This window comes from Pseudomonas sessilinigenes (assembly GCF_003850565.1).
Lineage (GTDB): Bacteria > Pseudomonadota > Gammaproteobacteria > Pseudomonadales > Pseudomonadaceae > Aquipseudomonas > Aquipseudomonas sessilinigenes.
The window spans coordinates 581479-604915 of sequence record NZ_CP027706.1 but is presented as its reverse complement, the minus strand read 5'-3'; the positions used below and the strand labels follow the sequence as shown (position 1 = coordinate 604915).

At 61.7% G+C, this 23437-nt stretch carries 19 protein-coding genes and 1 riboswitch; of the genes, 7 read left to right on the top strand and 12 right to left on the bottom strand.

Features of this window, described 5'->3' with window-relative positions:
- Window positions 1-216: 216 nt before the first annotated feature.
- Entirely contained in the window at window positions 217-963 is a 747-nt protein-coding gene (locus tag C4K39_RS02670) for a DUF3298 domain-containing protein (protein WP_124345606.1), read from the top strand.
- Here C4K39_RS02670 and cytX read toward each other — a convergent pair.
- Complete coding sequence (gene cytX, locus C4K39_RS02665) at window positions 932-2218, bottom strand: putative hydroxymethylpyrimidine transporter CytX (RefSeq protein WP_068576540.1); 1287 nt, start codon at window positions 2216-2218, stop codon at window positions 932-934. The genes C4K39_RS02670 and cytX overlap by 32 nt on opposite strands.
- A gap of 117 nt (window positions 2219-2335) precedes the next feature.
- Window positions 2336-4225 (bottom strand): phosphomethylpyrimidine synthase ThiC, encoded by a 1890-nt coding sequence (thiC, locus tag C4K39_RS02660; RefSeq protein WP_068576481.1) that lies wholly within the window; start codon window positions 4223-4225, stop codon window positions 2336-2338.
- Window positions 4226-4390: 165 nt separating this feature from the next.
- Window positions 4391-4495: riboswitch (TPP riboswitch) on the bottom strand.
- Window positions 4496-4691: 196 nt separating this feature from the next.
- Between thiC and C4K39_RS02655 the strand changes: the two genes are divergently transcribed.
- Window positions 4692-6134 carry a TolC family outer membrane protein gene (locus C4K39_RS02655; protein WP_124345605.1) on the top strand — a complete coding sequence of 481 codons (1443 nt, stop codon included), beginning with the start codon at window positions 4692-4694 and terminating at the stop codon, window positions 6132-6134.
- A gap of 66 nt (window positions 6135-6200) precedes the next feature.
- On the opposite strand, the gene waaA is transcribed toward C4K39_RS02655, so the two are convergent.
- Together waaA and C4K39_RS02645 are read right to left on the bottom strand one after the other, a co-directional pair.
- Entirely contained in the window at window positions 6201-7481 is a 1281-nt protein-coding gene (gene waaA, locus C4K39_RS02650; RefSeq protein WP_124345604.1) for a lipid IV(A) 3-deoxy-D-manno-octulosonic acid transferase, read from the bottom strand.
- A gap of 22 nt (window positions 7482-7503) precedes the next feature.
- Window positions 7504-8394 (bottom strand): LysR family transcriptional regulator, encoded by an 891-nt coding sequence (locus tag C4K39_RS02645; RefSeq protein WP_068576487.1) that lies wholly within the window; start codon window positions 8392-8394, stop codon window positions 7504-7506.
- Window positions 8395-8498: 104 nt separating this feature from the next.
- Here C4K39_RS02645 and C4K39_RS02640 point away from each other — a divergent pair, with 104 nt between their 5' ends.
- The 4 genes from C4K39_RS02640 (at window position 8499) to C4K39_RS02625 (ending at window position 11941) form a co-directional block, all read left to right on the top strand.
- Window positions 8499-8831 (top strand): DMT family transporter, encoded by a 333-nt coding sequence (locus C4K39_RS02640; protein ID WP_068576489.1) that lies wholly within the window; start codon window positions 8499-8501, stop codon window positions 8829-8831.
- Between the two features lie 112 nt (window positions 8832-8943).
- Window positions 8944-10119, top strand: coding sequence for an NAD(P)/FAD-dependent oxidoreductase (locus C4K39_RS02635; RefSeq protein WP_124345603.1), 1176 nt, complete (start codon window positions 8944-8946; stop codon window positions 10117-10119).
- Window positions 10116-10928 carry an aldo/keto reductase gene (locus tag C4K39_RS02630; protein ID WP_124345602.1) on the top strand — a complete coding sequence of 271 codons (813 nt, stop codon included), beginning with the start codon at window positions 10116-10118 and terminating at the stop codon, window positions 10926-10928. Before C4K39_RS02635 ends, C4K39_RS02630 begins: the two co-directional genes overlap by 4 nt.
- Window positions 10929-10969: 41 nt before the next feature.
- Window positions 10970-11941 (top strand): metal ABC transporter ATPase, encoded by a 972-nt coding sequence (locus C4K39_RS02625; RefSeq protein WP_068576496.1) that lies wholly within the window; start codon window positions 10970-10972, stop codon window positions 11939-11941.
- A 205-nt stretch (window positions 11942-12146) separates the two neighbouring features.
- Here the strand turns inward: C4K39_RS02625 and hldE are convergent, their stop codons facing one another.
- The 4 genes from hldE to msbA all read right to left on the bottom strand — a co-directional run bounded on the left by hldE (window position 12147) and on the right by msbA (window position 16976).
- On the bottom strand, window positions 12147-13580 hold the full coding sequence (hldE, locus tag C4K39_RS02620; protein ID WP_068576498.1) for a bifunctional D-glycero-beta-D-manno-heptose-7-phosphate kinase/D-glycero-beta-D-manno-heptose 1-phosphate adenylyltransferase HldE: 1434 nt from the start codon (window positions 13578-13580) through the stop codon (window positions 12147-12149).
- Window positions 13581-13686: 106 nt separating this feature from the next.
- Entirely contained in the window at window positions 13687-14295 is a 609-nt protein-coding gene (gene cysC / locus C4K39_RS02615; protein WP_124345601.1) for an adenylyl-sulfate kinase, read from the bottom strand.
- The gene (locus C4K39_RS02610; RefSeq protein WP_124345600.1) at window positions 14288-14992 is read right to left on the bottom strand and encodes a sulfotransferase family 2 domain-containing protein; all 705 of its coding nucleotides are present in this window, start codon (window positions 14990-14992) and stop codon (window positions 14288-14290) included. The genes cysC and C4K39_RS02610 overlap by 8 nt, the downstream gene beginning before the upstream one ends.
- A 178-nt stretch (window positions 14993-15170) precedes the next feature.
- Entirely contained in the window at window positions 15171-16976 is a 1806-nt protein-coding gene (gene msbA, locus C4K39_RS02605; RefSeq protein WP_068576504.1) for a lipid A export permease/ATP-binding protein MsbA, read from the bottom strand.
- Between the two features lie 157 nt (window positions 16977-17133).
- On the opposite strand from msbA, the gene C4K39_RS02600 reads away from it, so the two are divergent.
- Window positions 17134-18963 carry a bifunctional O-antigen ligase/aminoglycoside phosphotransferase family protein gene (locus C4K39_RS02600; RefSeq protein ID WP_124345599.1) on the top strand — a complete coding sequence of 610 codons (1830 nt, stop codon included), beginning with the start codon at window positions 17134-17136 and terminating at the stop codon, window positions 18961-18963.
- Between the two features lie 86 nt (window positions 18964-19049).
- Here C4K39_RS02600 and C4K39_RS02595 read toward each other — a convergent pair whose 3' ends face one another.
- Genes C4K39_RS02595 through C4K39_RS02580 form a run of 4 tightly spaced genes read right to left on the bottom strand, consistent with a single transcriptional unit; the run spans window position 19050 to window position 23431 of the window.
- Window positions 19050-19934 carry a glycosyltransferase gene (locus C4K39_RS02595; RefSeq protein WP_068576508.1) on the bottom strand — a complete coding sequence of 295 codons (885 nt, stop codon included), beginning with the start codon at window positions 19932-19934 and terminating at the stop codon, window positions 19050-19052.
- A complete protein-coding gene (locus C4K39_RS02590) occupies window positions 19934-21085 on the bottom strand; it encodes a glycosyltransferase (protein WP_068576510.1) in 1152 nt (383 codons plus the stop codon). Before C4K39_RS02590 ends, C4K39_RS02595 begins: the two co-directional genes overlap by 1 nt.
- Window positions 21086-21087: 2 nt before the next feature.
- Entirely contained in the window at window positions 21088-21966 is an 879-nt protein-coding gene (locus C4K39_RS02585; RefSeq protein ID WP_124345598.1) for a DUF6625 family protein, read from the bottom strand.
- Between the two features lie 52 nt (window positions 21967-22018).
- A complete protein-coding gene (locus C4K39_RS02580; RefSeq protein WP_124345597.1) occupies window positions 22019-23431 on the bottom strand; it encodes a PIG-L deacetylase family protein in 1413 nt (470 codons plus the stop codon).
- Between the last annotated feature and the right edge of the window lie 6 nt (window positions 23432-23437).

The following is a 23437-nucleotide window of genomic DNA, read 5'->3' as shown; positions in this document are numbered from 1 at the left end:
GTGTACAGCCTGTTCACTCCGAGGATCCTCCTCGACTTCGCGCAATCCTAACGCGCTCGCGCCTGCCGATGCAGCCCCTTTAGCCTCAGCGGGATAGACGGCGAGGGGCTAAACCTACTCTAATTGCCTCTATTGAGCTTAGTGGCGAACCGACTGCCCCGCCGACAGTCGAAGCCGGTAACTTTTGCCTCCCCTCCTGGTTTATGAAGGACGCCCATGTCGCTTGTAAAAATTGCCTCCGTGGCCTGCATCGCCCTGACCCTGGGCGCCTGTCAGAGCCTGTTCCAACCAAGCTACAAGACCCCGCTGGAAGTTACCCGAGACAAGTCCGAACAGCTCAAGCCCGGCTGCAGCGGCGCTGACTGCCCGCTGGTCAACCTCGATACCGTGCACTTTCCTGCCGAGCCGCAGCTGGACGCCATCATCGAGAAACGCCTGCTGCAAATGGCCCGCACCAGCCCCGACGCACCGCTGCCGGCCAGCCTCGGCGCCTATCGCGAGCAGTTCCTGCGCAGCGCCGCCGACCACCATGGCATCTACCTGCAATCCAAGGTACGCGAACAGCATGACGGCCTGGTGATCATCGAACTGGCCAGCTACCTGGACAATGGCACGACCAACGGCACGCCAGGGCGCGGCTTCATCAACTACTCACGCCAGCAGCACAAGGCCCTGGGCCTGGGCGACATCCTGCTGCCAGGCCAGGAAGACATGTTCTGGAAAGCCGCCCGGGTGGCTCACAACAACTGGCTGATCAGCACCCACCTGGATCGCGAGGCCGAGTTCGTGAAGGCCTGGCCATTCCAGAAAACCCCGAACGTGGCCCTGACCAGCCGTTCGGTGACGCTCAAGTACGACGTCGCAGCCATCGCGCCAGCGCCCCTGGGCCACGTCGAACTGCAGATTCCCTACGAGCGCCTGCGAGGCATCTTCAAGCCCGAGCTGCTTCCCGACGGTAACTGAGGCTCAGCAACCCGTGCATTAGCCCTGCCAGCAGCAACGACGGCAGGGTCGCCCCCAGCTCCGGGGCCAGGTTGGCCAGCAGGTGATAGGCAACCACTGCGCTCAGCCAGGCCAGCAGCGCGGGGCCGCGCAAGGCCACCAGCGACTCCGGAGCCCTGCGTCGACGCACGATGAAGTGATCCACCAGCACCACGCCAAACAGCGGCGCGAATAGCGAACCGATCAGCAGCAGGAAGTTCTGGTACTGGGCCAACGGCGCCAGGCACGCGATCAGGGTGCACAGCACGCCGATGGCCAGGGCCAGGTGCTCGACCTTCAGGCGCAACAAGATACCGCTGGAAACGGCCGCCGAATGAATATCGGCAAAGGCGTTCTCCGACTCGTCCAGCAAGATCAGCAATAACGGAATCCCCAGGCCGGCCCCCGCCAGCGCCAGCAGCAAGGCATTGGCCTCGCCACTGGGAGCGAATGCCAGGGCATAGGCGACCCCCAGGCCCATCAGCCAGAAATTGCCGATGAAGAACCCCAGGGTAGTACCGGCGAATACGCGCCTGGCGCTCTTGCCGAATCGCGAGTAGTCGGCAATCAACGGCAACCAGGACAACGGCATGGCAATGGCGATGTCGAAACCCACGGCAAACGGCATCGTGCCATCTCCGGCCCGGGCCCAGAGCGCCGCCAGGTCGGCCCGGACGAACAGGTTCCAGGTCAGCCACACACAGGCGGCCAGCAGCAGCCAGATCCCCCACTTGCGCAGGATCCGGCGAACGAAGGTCAAGGGGCCGCTGACCGCCAACAAGGTGGCCAGCGCCCCGAACAACAGGGTCCAGAGCACTGGACTGGTCCAGGCGCTGCCTTCGCCGAAGGCCCGGGCTCCCAGGAGGCTGGCGGCATCGCGCATGACGATGATCTCGAACGAACCCCAGCCCACCAGTTGCAACAAATTGAGTAACGCCGGTAACCGGGCGCCATGCCGGCCCAGGCTGAGCCTGAGGGCCGCCATGGCAGACAGGCCGGTATCACTACCGATCACCCCCACGGCCGCCAACAGCAGCACGCCCACCGCCGTGCCGAGCAGGATCGCCAGCAACCCGTGCGCCAGCCCCAACCCTGGCGCCAGCAGCGCGCCGGTTTGCAGCACCATCAGGCCGATACCGAGGGAGAACCACAGGGAAAACAGATCCCGGGCGCCCAATACGCGCTGGTCGGCAGTTACCGTGTGGTCGGGAGAGTAGGTACTGACTGGACTGCTCAAGGCGGTGATCTCGAAAGGAAAAGGGACAAAGGCAAGGAGCAGCGGCAAGCGGCAAGCGGCAAGCAAGAGCCGTGGGCCCTCGCCGGCTACTTGCCGCTAGCCGCGTACCGCTGCCTCTCAGACTTTCTTGTACAGCTGGCTGCCTTCCTGCTTGAAGCGCTCGGCCTGTTCGGCCATGCCCTTGGCCACCTCGACATCCACCGCCTCGATGCGCTGGTTGGCGGCGTATTCGCGCACTTCCTGGGTGATCTTCATCGAGCAGAACTTCGGCCCGCACATGGAGCAGAAATGCGCGACCTTGGCCGAGTCCTTGGGCAGGGTCTCGTCGTGGAACGCCCGCGCGGTGTCCGGGTCCAGGCCGAGGTTGAACTGGTCTTCCCAGCGGAACTCGAAGCGTGCCTTGGACAGCGCGTTGTCGCGGATCTGCGCGCCCGGGTGGCCCTTGGCAAGGTCGGCGGCATGGGCGGCGATCTTGTAGGTGATGATCCCCGTCTTGACGTCATCCTTGTTCGGCAAGCCCAGGTGCTCCTTGGGCGTGACATAGCAGAGCATGGCGCAACCGAACCAACCGATCATCGCGGCACCGATACCGGAAGTGATGTGGTCGTAGCCTGGGGCGATGTCGGTGGTCAGCGGGCCGAGGGTGTAGAACGGCGCCTCGTCGCAGCATTCCAGCTGCTTGTCCATGTTCTCCTTGATCAGCTGCATCGGCACGTGGCCAGGACCTTCGATCATGCATTGCACGTCGTGTTTCCAGGCGATCTTGGTCAGCTCGCCGAGGGTTTCCAGTTCACCGAACTGAGCTTCGTCGTTGGCATCGGCGATCGACCCCGGACGCAGGCCATCTCCCAGGGAGAAGCTGACGTCGTAGGCCTTCATGATTTCGCAGATTTCCTCGAAGTGGGTATAGAGGAAGTTCTCCTTGTGGTGGGCCAGGCACCACTTGGCCATGATCGAGCCGCCACGGCTGACGATGCCGGTGACCCGCTTGGCGGTCAGCGGCACATAGCGCAGCAGCACGCCGGCGTGGATGGTGAAGTAGTCCACGCCCTGCTCGGCCTGTTCGATCAGGGTGTCGCGAAACAGCTCCCAGGTCAGGTCCTCGGCCACGCCGTTGACCTTCTCCAGGGCCTGGTAGATCGGTACGGTGCCGATCGGTACCGGCGAGTTGCGGATGATCCACTCGCGGGTTTCATGGATGTGCTTGCCGGTGGACAGGTCCATGACCGTGTCCGAACCCCAGCGAATGCCCCAGGTCAGCTTGGCCACTTCTTCTTCGATGGACGAACCCAGGGCACTGTTGCCGATGTTGCCGTTGATCTTCACCAGGAAGTTGCGGCCGATGATCATCGGCTCCAGCTCCACGTGGTTGATGTTGGCCGGGATGATCGCGCGGCCGCGAGCGATTTCCTCGCGCACGAACTCAGGGGTGATTTCCTTGGGGATGCTGGCGCCGAAGCTGTGGCCAGCGTGCTGCTGCTTGAGCAGGCCAGCGGCGCGGGCCTCCTGCAGCTTCATGTTTTCGCGGATGGCGACGTATTCCATCTCGGCGGTGATGATGCCCTGGCGCGCGTAGTGCATCTGGCTGACGTTGGCCCCGGCCTTGGCCCGGCGCGGGTTGCGCACGTGGGCGAAACGCAGCTTGGTCAGCTCGGCATCGGCCAGGCGCTGCTGGCCGAAATCGGAAGACAGGCCAGCCAGGCGCTCGGTGTCGGCACGGTCGTCGATCCAGGCCGAACGCACGTCGCCCAGGCCCTTGCGCACATCGATCAGCACATTGGGGTCGGTGTAGGGGCCAGAGGTGTCGTAGACGGTCACCGGCGCGTTGATCTCGCCACCGAAGTCGGTGGGAGTCACATCCAGGGTGATCTCACGCATGGGCACGCGAATATCCGGGCGCGAGCCCTGGACATAGATTTTTTGCGAGCGGGTAAAGGGCTGCACCGACTGTTGGTCGACTTGGGCCGACTCACTGAGGTTGCTAGCGTTTTTTAGTTTTGTCGTCATCACGGGCTCTCCAGACAGCATCCAGGCAGTGGAATTTTGTCGGAGCGAACCTGTAGCGGACGGACGCACCCTGTCTAGGCGACTAGTGAGTGCAGTGCTTGGTACTCAAGAGGAATGTTCGATTGTCGAACAACATCCCGGACGAAGCACAAGAGGACTCGCCGGGTGACGAGAAATCTTGTTCCCTACGCAGGCCTTAACCTGATCAGGTTCAACGGGATCCGGATTATCCGATCTCAGCCTCATAGCAAGGCACCCCGACAAGAACCGGGCCAGTCTAGACAAAGCCGGGGCAGAACGCCAACACCCGTGCGATAAGCATGATGAATGGCGTAATCGGCGGATTGTTGCACCAAGGCGGCGCCTCTACACTGCATGTCCAGCGTCGAGCCTTGACGCTCTGGGGGGCGCACCTTAGCCTTGGCGCCTGGATTATCTCCATAATATCAACTCTAGGGATCGCCGAATGCTGCGCAAACTCTCACTGGCTATTGCCGTGTCTTGTGCGTCCAATGGAATGGCATGGGCAGCTGAAGCGCCTTTGACCACCACCAAGACCGACCTGGTCAGCGTCTACCAGGAAGCCGTGGACAACAATGCCGACCTGGCCGCTGCGCGCGCCCAGTACGGTGCCCAGAAAGAAGTCGTGCCACAGGCCCGCGCCGGCTTGCTGCCGAACCTGTCGGCCGGTGCGGACTTGAACAACACCCGCACCAAGCTCGACGAACCGGCAATGACCGCCAACCGCAGCGGTAATGTCTACCGGGCGACCCTGGCCCAACCGCTGTTTCGCGCCGACCGCTGGTTCCAGCTGCAAGCCGCCAAGGAAGTCAACGAGCAAGCCGCACTGCAACTCTCGGCCACTGAGCAGAACCTGATCCTGCAAAGCGCGGAAAACTACTTTGCCGTACTGCGGGCCCAGGACAACCTGGCCTCGACCAAGGCCGAGGAAGCCGCGTTCAAGCGCCAGCTCGACCAATCCAACGAGCGCTTCGACGTCGGCCTGTCGGACAAGACCGACGTGCTGCAATCCCAGGCCAGCTACGACACCGCCCGGGCCAACCGCATCGTTGCCCAACGCCAGGTGGACGATGCCTTCGAGGCCCTGATCACCCTGACCAACCGAGAATACAATTCGATCCAGGGTATCGTCCACACCCTGCCGGTGCTGGCGCCGGTCCCCAACGACGCCAAGGCCTGGGTCGACACCGCCGCCAAGCAGAACCTCAACCTGCTGGCCAGCAACTACGCAGTCAGCGCCGCCGAGGAGACCCTCAAGCAGCGCAAGGCCGGCCACGCCCCGACCCTGGACGCGGTGGTGCAGTACAAGAAGGGCGACAACGATGCCCTGGGCTTCAGCAACCCCAACCCCAACCCTTTTGCCCCGCCCTACCACGGCGATGTCGAGCAGCGCTCCATCGGCCTGCAACTGAACATCCCGATCTACAGCGGTGGCCTGACCAGCTCCCAGGTTCGCGAATCCTACTCGCGCCTGAGCCAGTCCGAGCAGCAGCGCGAGTCCCTGCGCCGCCAGGTGGTGGAGAACACCCGCAACCTGCATCGCGCGGTGAATACCGACGTCGAACAGGTCCAGGCCCGACGCCAGTCGATCATCTCCAACCAGAGCGCCGTGGAAGCCACGGAAATCGGCTATCAGGTAGGCACGCGCAATATCGTCGACGTGCTCGATGCCCAGCGCCAGCTCTACAACTCGGTGCGCAACTACAACAACAGCCGCTACGACTACATCCTCGACAACCTGCGCCTGAAACAGGCCGCCGGTACCTTGAACCCAGGGGACCTGCAAGACCTGGCCCGCTACCTCAAGGCCGACTACAACCCGGACCGCGACTTCTTGCCTCCGGACCTGGCCAAGGCCGCCGCCGAACAACTCAAGGCTCGCCCCTGAAGTATCCGCCCATGAAAAAGGCCACCCAAGCGGGTGGCCTTTTTCATCCTGCGTGAACAACCAGGCTCAGCGTGGCGGCAACAGACGCCCCAGGCCGTCGAGCAGGCGCTGCAGCGCACCCTGATTGGCCCGCATGACCGACAGCCCCGCTTCGCCCATCGTCCGGGCGTCCTGGGGCAACTCGAACAGACGCTGCACCGCCTCGGCCAGCCCCTGGGCATCATCCACCTCCTGCAAGGCCCCGGCCTCGCGCAGCATCGCGGCGATCTCCAGGAAATTGAACAGGTGCGGGCCGCTGATCACCGGCTTGGCCAGGGCAGCGGGCTCCAACAGGTTATGACCGCCGTTAGGCACCAGGCTGCCGCCGACGAAGGCGCTGTCGGCCAGGGCATAGAGGAACAACAACTCGCCCATCGTATCCCCCAGCAACACCGAGGTATCTGCGCTCACCGGCTCGGCGCTGGAGCGACGGATCGTCGCCATCCCTTGCTGCCGGCACAGTTCGAATACCGGGTCGAAGCGTTCCGGATGCCGCGGCACCAGGATCAACAGGGCATTGGGGTAGCTGGCCAGCAATTGCCGGTGGGCGTCGAGCACCACGGCATCTTCACCCTCATGGGTACTGGCGGCGATCCACACCGGTCGCTCCACGGCCTGCCATTGCTGGCGCAACTGCGCAGCACGTTGCAACAGCTGAGGATCGATGGTCAGGTCGAACTTGATCGAGCCGGTCACCTCCACCGTTTCAGGACGTGCGCCCAGCTGCAGAAAGCGCTCGGCCTCGGCCCTGGTCTGTACTGCGAACAGGCTCATCTGCGCCAGCATCGGCGCGCTCAGGCCAGAAAACCGCCCATAACCGCGCGCCGAGCGCTCGGACAGCCGTGCATTGGCCAGTGCCACCGGAATCCCGCGCCGGGCGCATTGATCGATGTGGTTAGGCCAGAGTTCGGTCTCCATGATCACCGCCAGCCTGGGCTGCACCCGCTCGAGAAACCGGGCAGCGGCACACGGCAGGTCATAAGGCAGGTAGCAGTGCTGGATCCGTGGCTCGTTGGCGAACAGCGCCTGGATCCGCTCCGAACCGGTGGGGGTCATGCACGTCACGGTAATCGGCAATTGCGGATAGCGGGCCAACAGTGCGCGGATCATCGGGGCGGCGGCAATGCTCTCGCCCACCGACACCGCATGCACCCAGATGCCACCGGGCTGCATGGCCGGCAGGCCAACGGAGAAACGCTCGCCAATGCGCTTGGCATAAGCCGGCGCCTTGCGCGAGCGCAGCCATAGCCGAATCGCCACCAATGGCAGCCCCAGGTAAAACAGTACGGTGTAGAGAGTTCTATTCATGGCGGCGGAGTTTATCGGTTTTTTAGCCGATCGCCTTCAGGTGCACGGCAAAACGTTCCGCCAGCCAGCAGGCAGCCAGCCCCAGGGGCTCATCACGGCGCCAGGCCAACTCCACCACCAGCGCCGGAGGCGTCCAATCACTGGCCAACTCCACCATCTGGTGCTGGTAGGCCGAATACTGCACCACATGCCGTGGCAACCAGGCCCAGCCCAGGCCACGCATCAGCCATTCCGCCAGGACATAGAAACTGTCGGCCCGCCAGACCTGGGGACTGACCTGATCGCCCCCGGGATAACCACTGAGCTGCGGCGCGATCAGCAATTGCCGATGCATGGCCAATATCCGCCGGTTGACCCGTTTCTCCCCGGCCAACGGATGACTGACCCCACACACCGTGACCATCTCGACGCTGCCCAGGGCCTGGCGTTCCAGGGTCTCGGGCATCTGCTCGTGGTGGAACAGCAGCCCCAGGTCGGCACGCCGCTCCACCAGCTTGCGCGCCACATCCCCCTGGGCACTGCTGGCCAATTGCACCTCCAGGCTGGGGAACCGCTCGGACAAGGCCTCCAGGCTGTCGAGCACTGGCTGATAGGGCATCGCTTCGTCCTGGGCCAGTCGCAAACGGGCTTCCTGGCCCCGCATCAGCGCCAGCGCCCGACCATTGAGGCGATCGCATTGGCGCAAGATCTCCCGGGCCTCCTGCAACAGGGCCGTTCCGGCCTCGGTCAGCTTCGGCTGGCGGCCACTGCTACGCTCGAACAGGCTGACCCCCAGGTCATCTTCCAACAGGGCAATGGCATTACTGATCGCAGACTGGGCCTTGCGCTGCTGGCGAGCCACCGCCGAAAACGAACGCAACTCGGCTACGCCAACGAACAAGCGCAACTGCTCCAGGCTCCACTGTGTGTTCATGACGCAACCTATCTCTTATCCAGATAGGAAATGACTTTACCCCATCCGGGCAAGCCCTAGAATGCCGACCTCAGAAAGCAGCCCCAGTTACGAGGACCCCTCCCATGAACGCTTACTACTACCTGGCTATCGCCATCTGCGCGGAAGTGATTGCCACTGTTTCATTGAAAGCGGTCAAGGGCCTTAGCACACCGCAACCCCTGCTGCTGGTCATCGCCGGCTATGGCGTGGCCTTCTGGATGCTGACCCTGGTGATGCGCACGGTCCCGGTAGGGGTGGCCTATGCCGTGTGGTCCGGCCTGGGGATCGTCATGGTCAGCATCGCCGCGCTGGTGCTCTACGGGCAGAAACTGGATATCCCGGCCATGCTCGGCATGGCCCTGATCGTCATCGGCGTACTGGTGATCCAGCTGTTCTCGAAAACCGCGGGTCACTAGAAAAACCCATGACCTGCGACGCCCCCAAGCGCCCGGCAAGTGCAGCAGGCTTGCAGCTTGAGGCTCAAGGCTTGAAACTTGCGGCTTCGTTTTTGTTTCCCGAGGTCGCTGCATGCCATCCGCTATTTCCACCGATGTGCTGATCGTCGGCGCAGGCGTCGCCGGTCTCTGGCTCAACGCCCGTCTGCGCCGCCAAGGCTTTTCCACCGTACTGGTGGAGAACGCCACGCTCGGCGGCGGACAGAGCGTGAAATCCCAAGGGATTATCCACGGTGGCGCCAAGTACGCCCTGCATGGCGCCCTCACCGGGGCCTCGGAGGCGATCGCCGACATGCCCAGGCGCTGGCGCGAGGCGCTGGCCGGCACCGGCGAGCTGGACCTGTCGGGTGTGCGCATGCTGTCCGAGGCTCACTATCTGTGGTCCCCGGGAACCCTGGCCGGCAATCTCACCAGCTTCTTCGCCAGCAAGGCCGTGCGCGGCCGGGTCGACCAGGTCAAGGGCGAGCAACTGCCGCCGGCCCTGCAGGACAAGCGTTTCAAGGGCAAGGTCTACCGCCTGGCCGAACTGGTGGTGGACGTGCCGGACCTCATTGCACGCCTGGCCGAACTGGCCGGCGACGGCCTGCTGGCCGGACAGAAGATCGAACCCCTGATGGAAGACGGCCACTTGGTGGGCCTGCGGGTCGATGAGCGGGATATTCGCGCGCAACGCATCGTGCTCAGCGCTGGTGCTGGAACCGCCGATGTACTCAAGGCCCTGGGCCTGAGCCAGCCGACCATGCAACGACGGCCATTGCACATGGTGCTGGTCAAGGGACCGACTCTCAGCCCCCTCTACGCCCACTGCCTGGGCGGAGGCCCGAAGCCACGGGTCACGGTCACCACCCATCCGGCCGCCGATGGCCAGTGGGTCTGGTACCTGGGAGGCGATCTCGCTGAAGCCGAGGGCGTGGCCCGGGAACCGGCGGCGCAAATCGCCGCCGCCCAGAAGGAACTGGCCCAACTGCTCCCCTGGATCGACCTGAGCCAGGCACAGTGGGCCACCTTGCGGGTGGACCGGGCCGAACCGGCACAATCGGGCCTGACGCGCCCGGACAATGCCTTCCTGGCCGAACAGGATCGCCTGCTGGTGGGCTGGCCGACCAAGCTGGCCCTGGCTCCCGACTTTGCCGACCGGGTCCTGGCAGCCCTGGAGCGGGACGGCATCAAGCCTGCCCACAACGAAGCCCTGCCGGAGCTGCCCAAGCCCGCCCTGGGACAACCGGCCTGGGAGCAGCTGCTGCCATGAGCCAAGCCACACTGCACGACCTGCACCGCCCACTGGGCAGCACCGGCCTGATGGTCTCGCCCCTGGGCCTTGGCACCGTGAAGCTGGGCCGCGACCAGGGAGTGAAATACCCCAACGGCTTCCAGATCCCCGACGATCAGCAAGCCCGGATGCTGCTCAAGCTAACCCGTGACCTGGGCATCAACCTGATCGACACCGCCCCGGCCTACGGTCGTAGCGAGGAGCGCCTGGGCCCGCTGTTGCGCGGCCAGCGCCACGAATGGGTGATCGTCAGCAAAGTGGGCGAAGAGTTCTGTGACGGCGTTTCCCGGCATGACTTCAGTGCCGCCCATACGCGCTTGTCCGTCGAGCGTAGCCTGCAGCGCCTGGAAACCGACTTCATCGACCTGGTGCTGGTGCACTCCGATGGCAATGACCTGGCCATCCTCGACCAGAGCGAGGTCTACCAGGCCCTGGCGCAGCTCAAGCAAGAAGGCAAGATTCGCGGCTTCGGCTTTTCCGGCAAGACCGTCGAGGGTGGGCTCAGGGCCTTGGAGCAAGGCGATTGCGCCATGGTTACCTACAATCTGAACGAACAGGCCGAGCGGCCAGTCATTGACTATGCCGCGACCCATGGCAAGGGCATCCTGGTGAAAAAGGCCTTGGCCAGCGGCCATGCCTGCCTGAGCCCGGGCATCGATCCGGTGCGAGCCAGCTTCGAACTGCTGTTTGACCGGCCCGGGGTCGCCAGTGCTATCGTCGGGACCATCAATCCACTGCACTTGGCCCACAACGTAACCATCGTGGCGCAAGTCCTGGGCAAGCACTGACGCCGCCGAGGCGGCCGCCCCCGACGCAGGAAGGAGCTGAGATGTCGCGACCGCTGATCAGAAAGAACCCCAGCAACTTCAAGACCCTGCCCCTGTTCGTCGAAGCCACTCCCGAAGGGCTCAGCTACCAGAGCGTAGGGATGCCCCTGAACTTCGCCCAGACCCTGCAACGCAGGCGCCCGGTGACTGTCGCCGACAACGAACGCTTTGCCCTGGAACTGGCCAACCTCGGGGTATCGGTGCGCCTGACCCTGCACTGGCAGAACCGCGACTACTGGGTCCTGGTGCGCCAGCGCCGCCAGGACCGGGGCGACGTGGTCCTGAAGCTGATCTCGGGTTATGTCCCCGCCCATGAGCTGAACCTGCCACTGCATACCGCCATCCAGGAAATCGCCGAGGAATGCCTGCTGGAGACGCCAGAGGGCTGGTTGGCAGGGCGCTTCAACGACACCTGGCTGCCCGCCCCCTATGCCGGGGCCCTGCATTATCGGGAGGCTCCAGCCTTTCGCCTGACGCCATTATCCGGCGCCGCCCGCCCGGTACGCTGCGCCAACCTGCAATTGCTGGAGCGCCCTCGGGCCTACGTGCACCTGCCGACAGCCTCGTTGCAGCTGATCTATGACCTGCGCCTGGATGTTCCCAAGGACGCCAAGTCCCTGAGCCTGTTCCACGTCGACGAACGCCTGGAGGGTGACCAACTGGTGGCCCGCCTGGATCGCAAGCGCCCCGACCTGTACCTGATGCCCCTGGAGAACGGCCAGCCCTGTGCCGAGCTGTACACCTTGAAGAAAGACCAACTGCACCCTGCCAGCACTCGTGGCCTGCACTTGGCGGAAAGCTTCGCCCAACAGGAAGGCTGGGTCGTGAGCGATGAACGAATTCGCTGGAAGGACTGGCTCAGGCAGCGAGGCCTGGACGAGCCGGAGAAAGATACCCAGCTTGCCCGCCTGACCGGCAGGGCGCGGCAGATCCTGCGCAGGATCGTGCCCGCCAAGACCCGGCGCCAGGGATAAAACGGCGCCCCAGGGGGCCGATCAGTCAAGGCAATTGTAGGAGCGAGGCTTGCCCGCGATGGGCTTCAGAGCACGGCGTTTACCCAGTAAACACGCGCTACCATTCGACCATCGCGAGCAATCGAGCGTCGACCGGCTGCTCCTGCAGGGGACCACCGATTAACTGACAGGCATTAACCAGGCGCCGTTTTCAGCTCTGGCGTGATTACTGGGTTTTGTCGGTCTTGCGGATCTTCTCGACGATGGCCGTGGTGGAACTGTTCTCCACCAAGCCCAGCACCTTCACGGTACCGCCATAAGCCGTGACGATATCGGCGCCCACCACCTGATCGATGCCGTAGTCCCCGCCCTTGACCAGTACATCTGGCCGTACCTGGGACAGCAGGTTTTCCGGGGTACCCTCGGGAAAACTGATCACCCAATCCACAGCGCCCAGTCCGGCCAGTACCGCCATGCGCCGATCGACACTGTTGATCGGCCGGCCAGGGCCTTTCAGGCGGCTGACCGAGGCGTCGTCGTTGATCGCCACGATCAGGCGATCTCCCTGGGCCCGGGCCTGCTCAAGATAAGTCACATGGCCAGCATGGAGGATGTCGAAACAACCGTTCGTGAAAACGATCTTCTCGTTGTGCGCCCGGGCATCGTCGATGGCCAGCAATAGCTGGTCGAGGCTCAGCACGCCACGCTCGGTACCTTCTTCGCGCTGGATCGCCCGGCGCAGCTCGGGTGCGCTGATGGCCGCGGTCCCCAGCTTGCCAACCACGATGCCTGCGGCCAGGTTGGCCAGGCCCACTGCATGGGGCAGCTCCTCACCCGCTGCGATGGCAGCGGCCAGGGTGGAGATCACCGTGTCCCCGGCGCCGGTGACGTCGAACACTTCACGAGCACGGGCTGGCAGGTGCAGGGCCGGGTGCCCCGGGCGCAGCAGCGTCATGCCGTGCTCGCCACGGGTCACCAGCAATGCCCCCAGCTCCAGGTCATGCATGAGCTTGGCGCCTTTGTTCACCAGGTCATGCTCATCGGTGCAACCACCCACGATGGTCTCGAACTCGCTGAGGTTCGGGGTGATCAGGCTGGCGCCACGGTAAATGGAAAAATCCTTGCCCTTGGGATCGGCCAGCACCGGAATGCCCCGCGCCCGAGCGGCGGCGATCAACGCCTGGTGGTTGCGTAGCGCACCCTTGCCGTAGTCGGACAACACCAGCACCTTGATGCCTTCGAGCAGTGTGTCGACTTCAGCTGCCAGGGCCAGGGCGTCAGTGGCGAAAGGTTCTTCGAAATCGATACGCAGCAATTGCTGGTGGCGGCTCATGACCCGCAGCTTGACGATGGTCGGCTGATGCTTGATGCGCTGGAACAGGGCGCGTACACCGGCGCCTTGCAGGCTATTGGCAAGGCTGTCGGCCGCCTCGTCGTCGCCCGTTACCCCGACCAGGGACGCGGGCGCACCGAGTGCAGCAATGTTCAGGGCAACGTTGGCGGCACCGCCCGGGCGGTCCTCGATCTGCTCGACCTTGACCACCGGTACTGGCGCCTCAGGGGAAATCCGTGAGGTACCACCATGCCAGTAACGGTCGAGCATGACATCGCCGACCACCAAGACGGGGGCTTGATCGAATCGCGGCATGGACAACTTCATGGAGCATCCCACATACAAAATGAACAGGGGCGCGATATTAGCACAGGGTTGGCGCCGCCTAGTTCTATGGCTTGCATGGGGCCGACGAAGAAATTCCCCCGTCTATTCAGCGCTGTAGAAGCTGCAACAGGCAGCGAATCGCCTCCGGTAGTGCCATGCTCGCCGTATCGATCTCGCATTCGGCTTGCAAAGGGGCCTCATAGGGGCTGTCCAGGCCGGTGAAATTCTTGATGCGCCCCTCTCTCGCCGCCTTGTACAGCCCCTTGGGATCGCGCTGGGCGCAAGTATCGAACGGTGTGCTGATGTACACCTCGAAGAATTGCCCGGTGGCGAACAATGCTCGTGCCGCATCACGCTCGACACGAAATGGCGAGATCGCCGAAACGATCACCACCAGCCCCGCCTCTACCATCAGCCGCGCCACTTCGGACATGCGTCGGATGTTCTCCTTGCGTGCCTGTGCATCCATCCCCAGATCCCGGCACAAACCGGTACGCACGTTGTCTCCATCGAGCACGAAGGTGTGCAGGCCCAGTTCATTGAGCCGCAGCTCCAGCAAGTTGGCCAGGGTCGACTTGCCTGCCCCCGACAAGCCCGTCAGCCACAGACAACACGGCTGCTGGTGCTTGAGGGCCGCGCGGGCGCCAGATGAAAGCGACAGGGTATAAGGGCGAATCTGCGGTTGTTCCATGGTCGCGCAGGCAGGCTTATTCATAACCGAGCATCTCGTAGTCGCGTTGATAAACCCGACGTACCAGGCGTCGGGTACGTACTGAGCATATTTCCCTGACTGGGGCCGTCTCACGTTGCTGGGTACCGTTGACATGCGGGAGCTGCGCCTCGACGCCCAGGCGCTCGCACAACAGCTGGAAGTCACGCGGCAAATGCTCCTGGTACCCCATGAAATCCAGGGACAGACGACCAAGGGAGTTAATGAGGAAATCGCTCTGGGGAGCAAAATGCATCTGCTTGTGGACATTTTCCGGATGCAGCCAGTGGCTGACGAAATCATCAAAGTCTCGATAATGCGTAACCAGGTCCTGAGCGGCTCGATCCCGGCGCCCTAGATCGTTGCTACGCAGGAAGGTGTAGGCCGAATAGGCCCGCTCGAGAGGATCGCGGACAAAAGCGAACTTGAAGCAGTTGGAAAATGCTTCCGGGAACTGGTGTTCATACCAGTACAACGGCAAGTGCCCTGGCATCCAGCCATCGAACAATGCCGAGCAGATGCTGCTGCCGGCACATTTGGGAACATGGATGAACAGGCAGGAATGTCTGGAAAAAGCTTCAGGAAAACGAACATTGGCGGACATGGACTTGTTTACCACCTGACGGTCCACCACCGACAGGCGCCCAAGCAAGAAGTGCCGCTGAGTCTTTGGCAATAACTTCCATACAAAGCGTTGCAACATTCCGACACCCGCACGAAAGGGATAGCCCTCTCGATCCAATCAAAGATTCAGGCGGGAAACATAACAAGCAGGTAATGGGAAATTATTTAGTCTTGGTCAAGACTGTAAGAAAGACGATACAAACTCAAGTAGGTGCCTTGACGGATAACCCTGGGGGGGCAAGCCCCCCAGGACAGGATCATACGGCTCCGGTAGGGGCCGGCTCCTCCAAGCCCATGGCATGAAGGCGCGAGTAATGACCGTTCTGAGCCAGCAACTCCACATGAGTGCCACGCTCGACAATCCGCCCCTGATCCATGACCAGGATCAGGTCGGCCTTCTCGATGGTCGACAGGCGATGGGCAATCACCAGGGTAGTACGCCCCTTCATGACCTTGTCCAGTGCCGCCTGGATATGCCGCTCAGACTCCGTATCCAGGGCCGAGGTAGCCTCATCAAGGATCAGTAGCGGGGCGTTTTTCAACAGGGCCCTGGCAATTGCCAAGCGCTGGCGCTGACCACCTGAAAGCAGCACGCCATTCTCGCCAACCTGAGTGTCCAGCCCGTCAGGCAACTGTGAGATGAAATCCATCGCATAGGCATCGCCGGCCGCCTTTTCGATGTCCTCACGCGGCGCACCAGCCAAGTCGCCATAGGCAATATTGTTGGCAACACTGTCACTGAACAGGGTCACATGCTGAGTGACCTGGGCAATATGCCGACGCAGATTCAGCAAGCGATAGTCTTCGATCTCCGTACCATCCAGAAGGATCTGACCTTTGTCATGGTGGTAAAAGCGCGGAATCAGATTGGCCAGGGTCGACTTGCCACTGCCTGAACGCCCGACCAACGCCACCATCTCTCCCGGTTCGACGCTGAAGCTGATGTCATCAAGCACCTGACGCTCAGTACCAGGATAGGTAAAGCTCAGATTGCGTACTTCCAGGCGGCCACTGACATTGGAGTTCTCCACGGTGCCGCGATCGACTTCCGGCTCGACATCCAGCTGCTCGAAAATACTTTCGGCACCGGCCACCCCTCGCTGGATGGTGGAGCTGACTTCGGACAACTGACGGATAGGCTTGGGCAGCAAGCCAGCCATCGTGATGTAGGCAACCATTTCACCCGCCGAAGCATCGCCGCGCAGGTAGAGCACCAGAAACATCAATATCGCCATGGCGCTGTAGATCACCAATTGCAGCAACGGCGTATAGATGGCTCCAGTGCGTGTCATACGCAACTGCTTATCGGTATTGCCCTGACTGGCAGCGAGAAACCGCTGCTGCTCATAGACCTCACCACCGAAACTGCGTACGACGCGATAACCCTGGATGGTTTCCGAAGCAACGTGAGTCACGTCACCCATGGCTACCTGGATTTTTTTGCTTTGCTTGCGGAATTTCTTGCTGGCAGTGCGGACCATGACGGCAATCAGCGGCAGGATGGCGATCATCACCAGGGTCAAGCGCCAGTTCATCCACAACAGGGAGGCAAACAGGAAGACCACTGTCATGCCTTCGCGGATCACCACTTTGATCGCATCCGTCGCCGCCCCTGTCACCATGGTTACGTTGAAGGTGATGCGCGAGATCAGGTGCCCAGAGTTATGTTTGTCAAAATAGCGATTGGGCAGGGTCAGCAGGTTGTTGAACAGCTCTACCCGCAGATCATGCACCAGCCCCAGGGACACCTTGGCCAGGAAGTAGTTGCCCAGATAGGAGCCGAGGCCTTGCCAGGCGGCAATCAATACGATCAACAGGGGCACGGCCTGCAGCAGCTGCATGTCACGCAGATAAGGCACGCTGGGGAACAGCACGGCTTGTGGATTGGACAGGCCATCGACGAAGTACTTGAGGATGTACCCAAGCATGGGTTGGGTCGAGGCGAAGATCAGGAACCCGATGATGCTGATGAGGAACAACCCAATATAAGGCCGCACATAGCCGAGAAGGCGGAAATAGATTTTCAGACTTGAAGGGCTTACGCCGGGGCTGGAGTCGGTCATATCACGCGAACGTAGTCAAAAAGGAGAGTGACTTTAGCACAGCTTATCTTTCGCACTGAAAATCCCCCTCTGTCAGTTATTGTTCAGCAGACAAACGACACCACTGGAGGTTAGCCGTTATCATGCCCGACCTAATTTTCGGAATGAACGTCTAAGCATGCCCTGCGCTCTTCGCAATTTATCCAATCGACTATTCGATTTTATTTGCCTATGGATTCTACCGACTGGCTATTTATTGCTGCTGTGCGCACTGTTTTTCCTCCCGGAACGCAGTCTCTTACATAAGCTTTATTACGGCCTGTTCAGCATTCCAACACTGATCGCGCTGTGCATACGACCTACCAAGTTGAAGAGCCTATTGCGCGAACCCATTTTCATTGCAGTGCTGCTGTTTTGTATCTGGGCCTTGATCAGCCTGGCTTGGAGCCCTCCCGTCGATAGCCTGCCCGGCGAGTTCAAACCCCCTGCGCACCTGCTGATGCTCTTTGTCGGTTGCAGCCTGTTAGTCAGCTATCGGCTTGATGTGCTACGACCCTTGTGCTTTTGCGCAGCGATGGTTGCGCTCGTCGCCTCGCTCTTCAATCTGTATACATTCAGCCTGGCCTACACGCCCGGAGCACGCATGATTGGCGGAGGGGCCTTTGATAATCCATTGTTGAGCTCCCACGTCTTCGGCTTCTTCGTGGTGTACTGGCTCTGGTTGAGCATGAGTTGCCAACGCATGCGGGTTCTGCTGCTCAGCATTCCGGCCATGGCCGTCATGTTCGCCGCCGTCCTTGCCACAGGCTCTCGAACGCCATTGGTAGCGCTGACGCTGGCGGTCGCCTGGATCTGCTTCATGTACTCGAACAAGCGTTCGTTGATACTGCTGACGACAATGCTGACTGGTGCAATGGCAGTATTGCTGATGTTCCCGCATATGCTGGGAGAACGCGGGGACTCCTATCGCCTTGAAATATGGGCGCTGGTCCTGAACTACATTGCCGAGCACCCTTGGATTGGCCACGGCTTTAACGCCAACCTCGCCGTGGATGTGAATATCGGCTATTTCCTGGACGAGCCTCATAACTTTGCCTTGGGCGTGTTGTACTACGTTGGCATCGTCGGCCTGGTCCCCTGGTTGTTCATGCAGGCCTGGGGATTGTTCAAGAGTTGGCAGCTACGCAGTACGCCACTGGTTGTTCTTGCCTCGAGCTGGTTGGTATTTGGTATCGGTGCGGGACTGACCGAAGGCGGCGGAGTGTTGTCACGTCCCAAGGAACACTGGTTCCTGCTATGGATACCCCTGGCCTTGATTGCCGCACTGTGCATTGCCCAAAGGGCTCGCCGCACACCTCCCCACGTCATGCAAACACTGGCACCGGCCGCCTTGGAACAACTCACTTGCGATGCCCGGGTGATCGAGTCCGATGGTCTTGGACCAAAGGTCATGCGCCTCAACGATGGCAGCTTCCTCAAGCTGTTCCGCCCACGCCGCTGGTACACTTCAGGTGGTTTCAACCCCTACTCGGAACGATTTGCCAGCAACAGCGAACAGCTGGGTGAACTGGGAATTGTCACGCCAAGCATCATGGACTTGTACCGTCTTGCCGACGGCAGTAGCGCCGTTCGCTACCAGCCGCTGGCCGGGCAAACCCTGCGCCATTGCCTGCAGGTCGCGGGATCTGCAGATGAACGCGCCAAACTGGTCAGGGCCTTCGGTGTCTACATGGCCAGCCTGCATGAACACGGCGTGTATTTCCGTTCACTGCACCTGGCCAATGTACTGGTCCTGGAAAGCGGTGGGTTCGGCCTGATCGACCTAGCCGACCTGCGGATCTATCCGTCGCCCCTGAGGTCTTCGTTACGCCAGCGCAACCTGCGCCATATGCAGCGTTATACCGAAGATAACCAGTGGCTTTTCCATGAGCATCTCGATGCACTGCGCTCTGGCTACGCTCAACTAACCTCCGCGAACCAGGCACAGGGACTGCTAAAAGCAGCATAACGATTTCACCCGCAAGCAAGAGTCAAAAAAAGACAGCCCAGTGGGCTGTCTTTTTTGTAGGGCGCGAACTCGGGCGAACCTTGAGGTCAGTCTTTCTCAAGTGCAGAAAAGTACAGGCGGGCCAGCCCGCGCCAGGTTTTCTTGTTCCAGGCCTTGAGCGGAATCTGTGCCAGCAGCTCACGAGCCAACGCTCGGTCGCGATTGGAAACCTTGAGAAACATCGAGTTCAAGGCCTTGTAGCGCACCTCGTCGTACAGCGGATGATCACTGAACAAGGCATAGGTACGCAGGATGTTGTCGATCATGAACCGGTGGTTCTTGTAGGAATTGGTGGCGTGCTTGCGATAGCGTGCCATCACCACGTTCAGGCCATCGATGAAGTAACCCGCATGGGTGACTTTCAACTCGATCAGCAAGTCTTCGAGGCGGATGTTCGGATCGAAGCCACCGACCTTGTCCAGCGCTTCGCGGCGAATCATCAGGGTCGGCGCCGGCGGATAGGGCTTGCGCTCCAGGAACATATCCTCGAAGTCCAGGCGCCGGAACGGCACGTCACGGCGCTGACGCTTCTCAGGGAACAGATTGCCATCGCTGTCGATCAGCTCGATGTTGCCCGCACAGATACCCACCTCAGGCTTGCCATCCATGTAGGCCACCTGGATGGCGATACGCTCGGGCATCATGATGTCGTCCGAGCCGAACGGCACGATCAAACTGCCCCTGGCCCGGGCTATGGCGCCATTGAGCGTGTTGGTCAGTCCCTGGTTCTGCTGGACCCGGAAATCAAAGCCATATTGCTCTTGCAGACGCTGGATGCGCTCGACGCTGTCATCCTTGGAACCATCATCCACCACCAGCAACTCGATGTTCGAGTAAGTCTGATTGATGACGCTGAGGATGCTCTGCTCGATGTAGGGCGCATGGTTGTAGGAGGCGATGATTACCGTCACCACAGGTTGCTGGTCTGTCATTACTGCCCCTTGCCCGCCTGACTCAAACCCGAGTCGATCAACTGCAGGTATTGCCCACGGAATACCTCGATATCATGTTCTTTTTGCAAATAGCGATAGGCTTGCTGTCCCTTGGCGACCAGTTCCTCGTCGGACAGTCCCAGGTAGGCATCCAGCGCCGCCGCCAGCGACGGCACATTGGCCGGCTCCACCGCCAGGCCGCCGGCTCCTTCGATCAAGGGCAGCATGGCCGGCACGTTGGAGGCGATCACTGGCAACCGCCCGCTCATGCCCTCCAGCAAGGCCAGGCCCAAGCCTTCGGCCAGCGACGGCATGGTCCAGATGTCGAAAGCCCGCACGTACTGCAAAGCATTTTCCTTGAAGCCCAGCAGGTGAGTACGGCCCTCCAGGCCCAGGCGCTGGATCTCGGCCCGCAGATTGGCCTCTTCGCGCCCGGCACCGATGATCGCCAACTGGGTTTGTGGATATTTGTCCTTGAGCTGGGCGAACGCCTGCAGCAGGTAGGTATGCCCCTTGACCGGCACCAGCCGCCCCAGGGCGCCAACCAGGCGGACTGTCGGATCCAGCCCCAATAACTCCCGGGAGCGCTCGCGGGAATGCTGCAGGGCTTCAGCCTGCTCGATATCGATGGCGTTGGTGATGGCCCAGGTGTTCTGGTCGGTAAAACCGCACCGGCAATCGAGCAGGTACTGCTTGACCGCTGGCGATACGCCGACGAAGCGCCAGTGCCGATCGATCAGGCGTTGGGTCTGGCGCCGCCGGTAGAACCGATCGTACTCGCCGAAACCGTGGGAAATGCCGATGCACAACGGCACCTTCAGCCAACGGTTGAGCGCCAGCATCATGTTCACCGGCTTGAAGCGGTTGCAGATCACCACATCGAACTTTTCCTTGCGGCAGAACTGGTACAGCCGCCACATGGCCCGCAGGCGCATGCCCTTGAGGGACTTGTCGGAAAACTCGAAATACACCGAGTGATCGGCCCGGCTCACCGGGTCGTTAGGCCCGGGACGGCCACGCAGGAACGCTGCGGTGACCTCATAACGCTCGTCGGGCAAGGCCTTGACGATCTGTTCGGCCAAGTCGGCGAAATCATGGGATTTGACGTTGTAGTCCGGCTGCAATTGCAGGACTTTGAAGCGCTGGCTCATAACTATCCCCGATGGAAACCTGTGGCATCGATGAGCCAGGACGACTCGTTGGCCAGGGCCTGGACCGCCTGTGCATCAGGCTCCGCCAGCTCCGACCATTCATTGCGCTTCCAGCACACGAAGTGAAAATAAGGAAAGGTACGAGCGCCATCGAGATCATTGGTCAGGCGCCCATCCTTCCAGTACCAGCACGTGGGGAAGTCGTGGCTGCCGTCATGCCATTTGATGACTCCACCCGGGGTGCTGAACGCCTCGGTGAACTCGCTGCGACGGCGCTCCGGGTTGAACTTGCCCACCAGCTTGAACAGCGGCTCCGGGAAATTCTTGCGCCAGAGGAAGATCCGCGTGAACGCTCCCTCGTCCAGGGCATGATGCTGCTGGTCGACAAAGCGCTCCTGCCAATTCTTGATCTTGCGGAACAACTCGCGCTGGTGGTCGTTGTTGCGAATCAGGCACAAGTGCCCGGCGATCCGCCGCTCGTGGGTGGAGAACAGGTCGTGCTTGGCCAGGCGTTCTGCCGTGAAATAAGCCCGCAGATCGCCATAGACCAGGTCGATATCGCCAAAGCCCCAGAAATCGTAGCCTTCCAGCCGATCGGCATGGATGAGCCCGAATGCCGGTCGGATATCGCAAATCTTGTAGGCGGCCTTGGGCGCGAAATCGATGCCCAGGCGCTGGGAAACCAGAGCGCAGTAGTCGGCGAAGCTCATGCTTTCATGCCTGACATTTGGCGGCAGATTGTCCGGGACGCCGCAGTCGCTGAAGAACAGCCAGTCGATATCCGGATTGCGTCGGCAGCTTTCCAGGAAGAACGGCATCCAGAAAGGCCAGCGCCCGAAGTAGGGCATGAGGAACAAGATTCGCGGACGAGGATTGATCACAAAAGACTCACTGTCGATTCGGGCTGTAAAGCGCCCCTTTGGTTATGTCTGTTTATCGCTGCCGCAGCAGCCAGAACAGCTCGTGCCGCCTGACCGCCTTGCGGAAAAACTCGTTCTCGCCCAAGGCCGAAGGCACCCTGCCGGCCAAGAGGCGTTGTATCGATCTGCGCAGGCGCCGCTTGAACGGCATCCTCGGTTGCAGGTCGTGCATCATGCCCAGGGCCATGGCCTTGTCATACTGCTCGGCCTGGGAAAGCGACAGGCACCAGGGCCGTAGCACGCTGCTCGCGTCGAACACCGGCGGCAAGGCAATACCGGCCCCCGAGTCACCCATCGGCCAGCGATCATTGTCGTGCAGGTGATTGGCGTAGCCGAGCACGGTGTCCGGCTGCCACTCCAGCCCCTCCAGCGCCTGCATCACGGCTGCCTGGGCACAGATATGGTCCGGGTGCGGGTCCAGCGAAGGATGGGGCAGCACTATGACGTCGGGACGGGCCTTGAGCAGCAACTCGCGCAGGTCGGCCAGCAGGTTGTTCCAGGTCGGCAAACCATCGTGGTCGGCGGGCAACGGGAACGGATTGAACTGGCGGAACAGGCGGATATCGCTCAATTGCGCCTCACGGGAAGCCACTGGCTGCTCTGGAGCCGCCTGCATCGCGGAAAGTTGCAGGCAGAAGTATCCCAATTGCACGCAATGGGCTTCGGGAACTCCGGCCCAGCGAGGCACGGCGATACTGTCCCAGGCTCGCAAGCGCCCCTTGAGCTGCGCCGCCGCAGCCGGCTCCAGGCCCATGGCCTGGTAGTGCTCGGCCTCGATCTCCCCTGCCGTCAGGGTCACGATCCAGGCTTCGTCCGCCTGGCTGTACAGGCCGAACGCCGCCAGCTCGGCATCGTCGGCATGGGGAGCGATAACCATGACCCGCTGGCAGCGATAATCGGGATCGCGCCACGCCAGCAACTGCGGCTGGATACGGATTCGGCAGTGACGCCCGCGCAACTGCAGCTCGCCACTGGCCAACGAATCGGTCAAGCCGCTCAGGTTGAGGTAGCGCAGGCCATCGACCCCGCGCTCAAAACCTTGGCGATCGAGGCTCTGGCCACCTGCGACCTCGATGGTCGGATCGAAGAACCGACCCAGCCAGGAACTCTTGACCTGCACCCCGAGAACCAGGGTTTCTCCAGGGGCCAGCTCCAACGGCGACTCCGGCACCAGGCGCCCGGACTCCAGGCGCACGGGGATCTGCCGAGCCTGATCGCCGAAATCGTAGAGATAGTCATCCTTGGGCGAATAGAACAGGTGATCGGCGAACCAGGCCTCGTGAGCCAGCCAGGCACCCACCGCCAGCAGCAATGGCAACCACCAAGCCACCAGGACGCCAGCCAGCAGCATCAGCACCAGGCCAATCAGCAAGGCGATTCGTTTATTGCGCCGGTGGCGCTTGAGCAGTTGCTGCTTGCGACTCATGGGCTG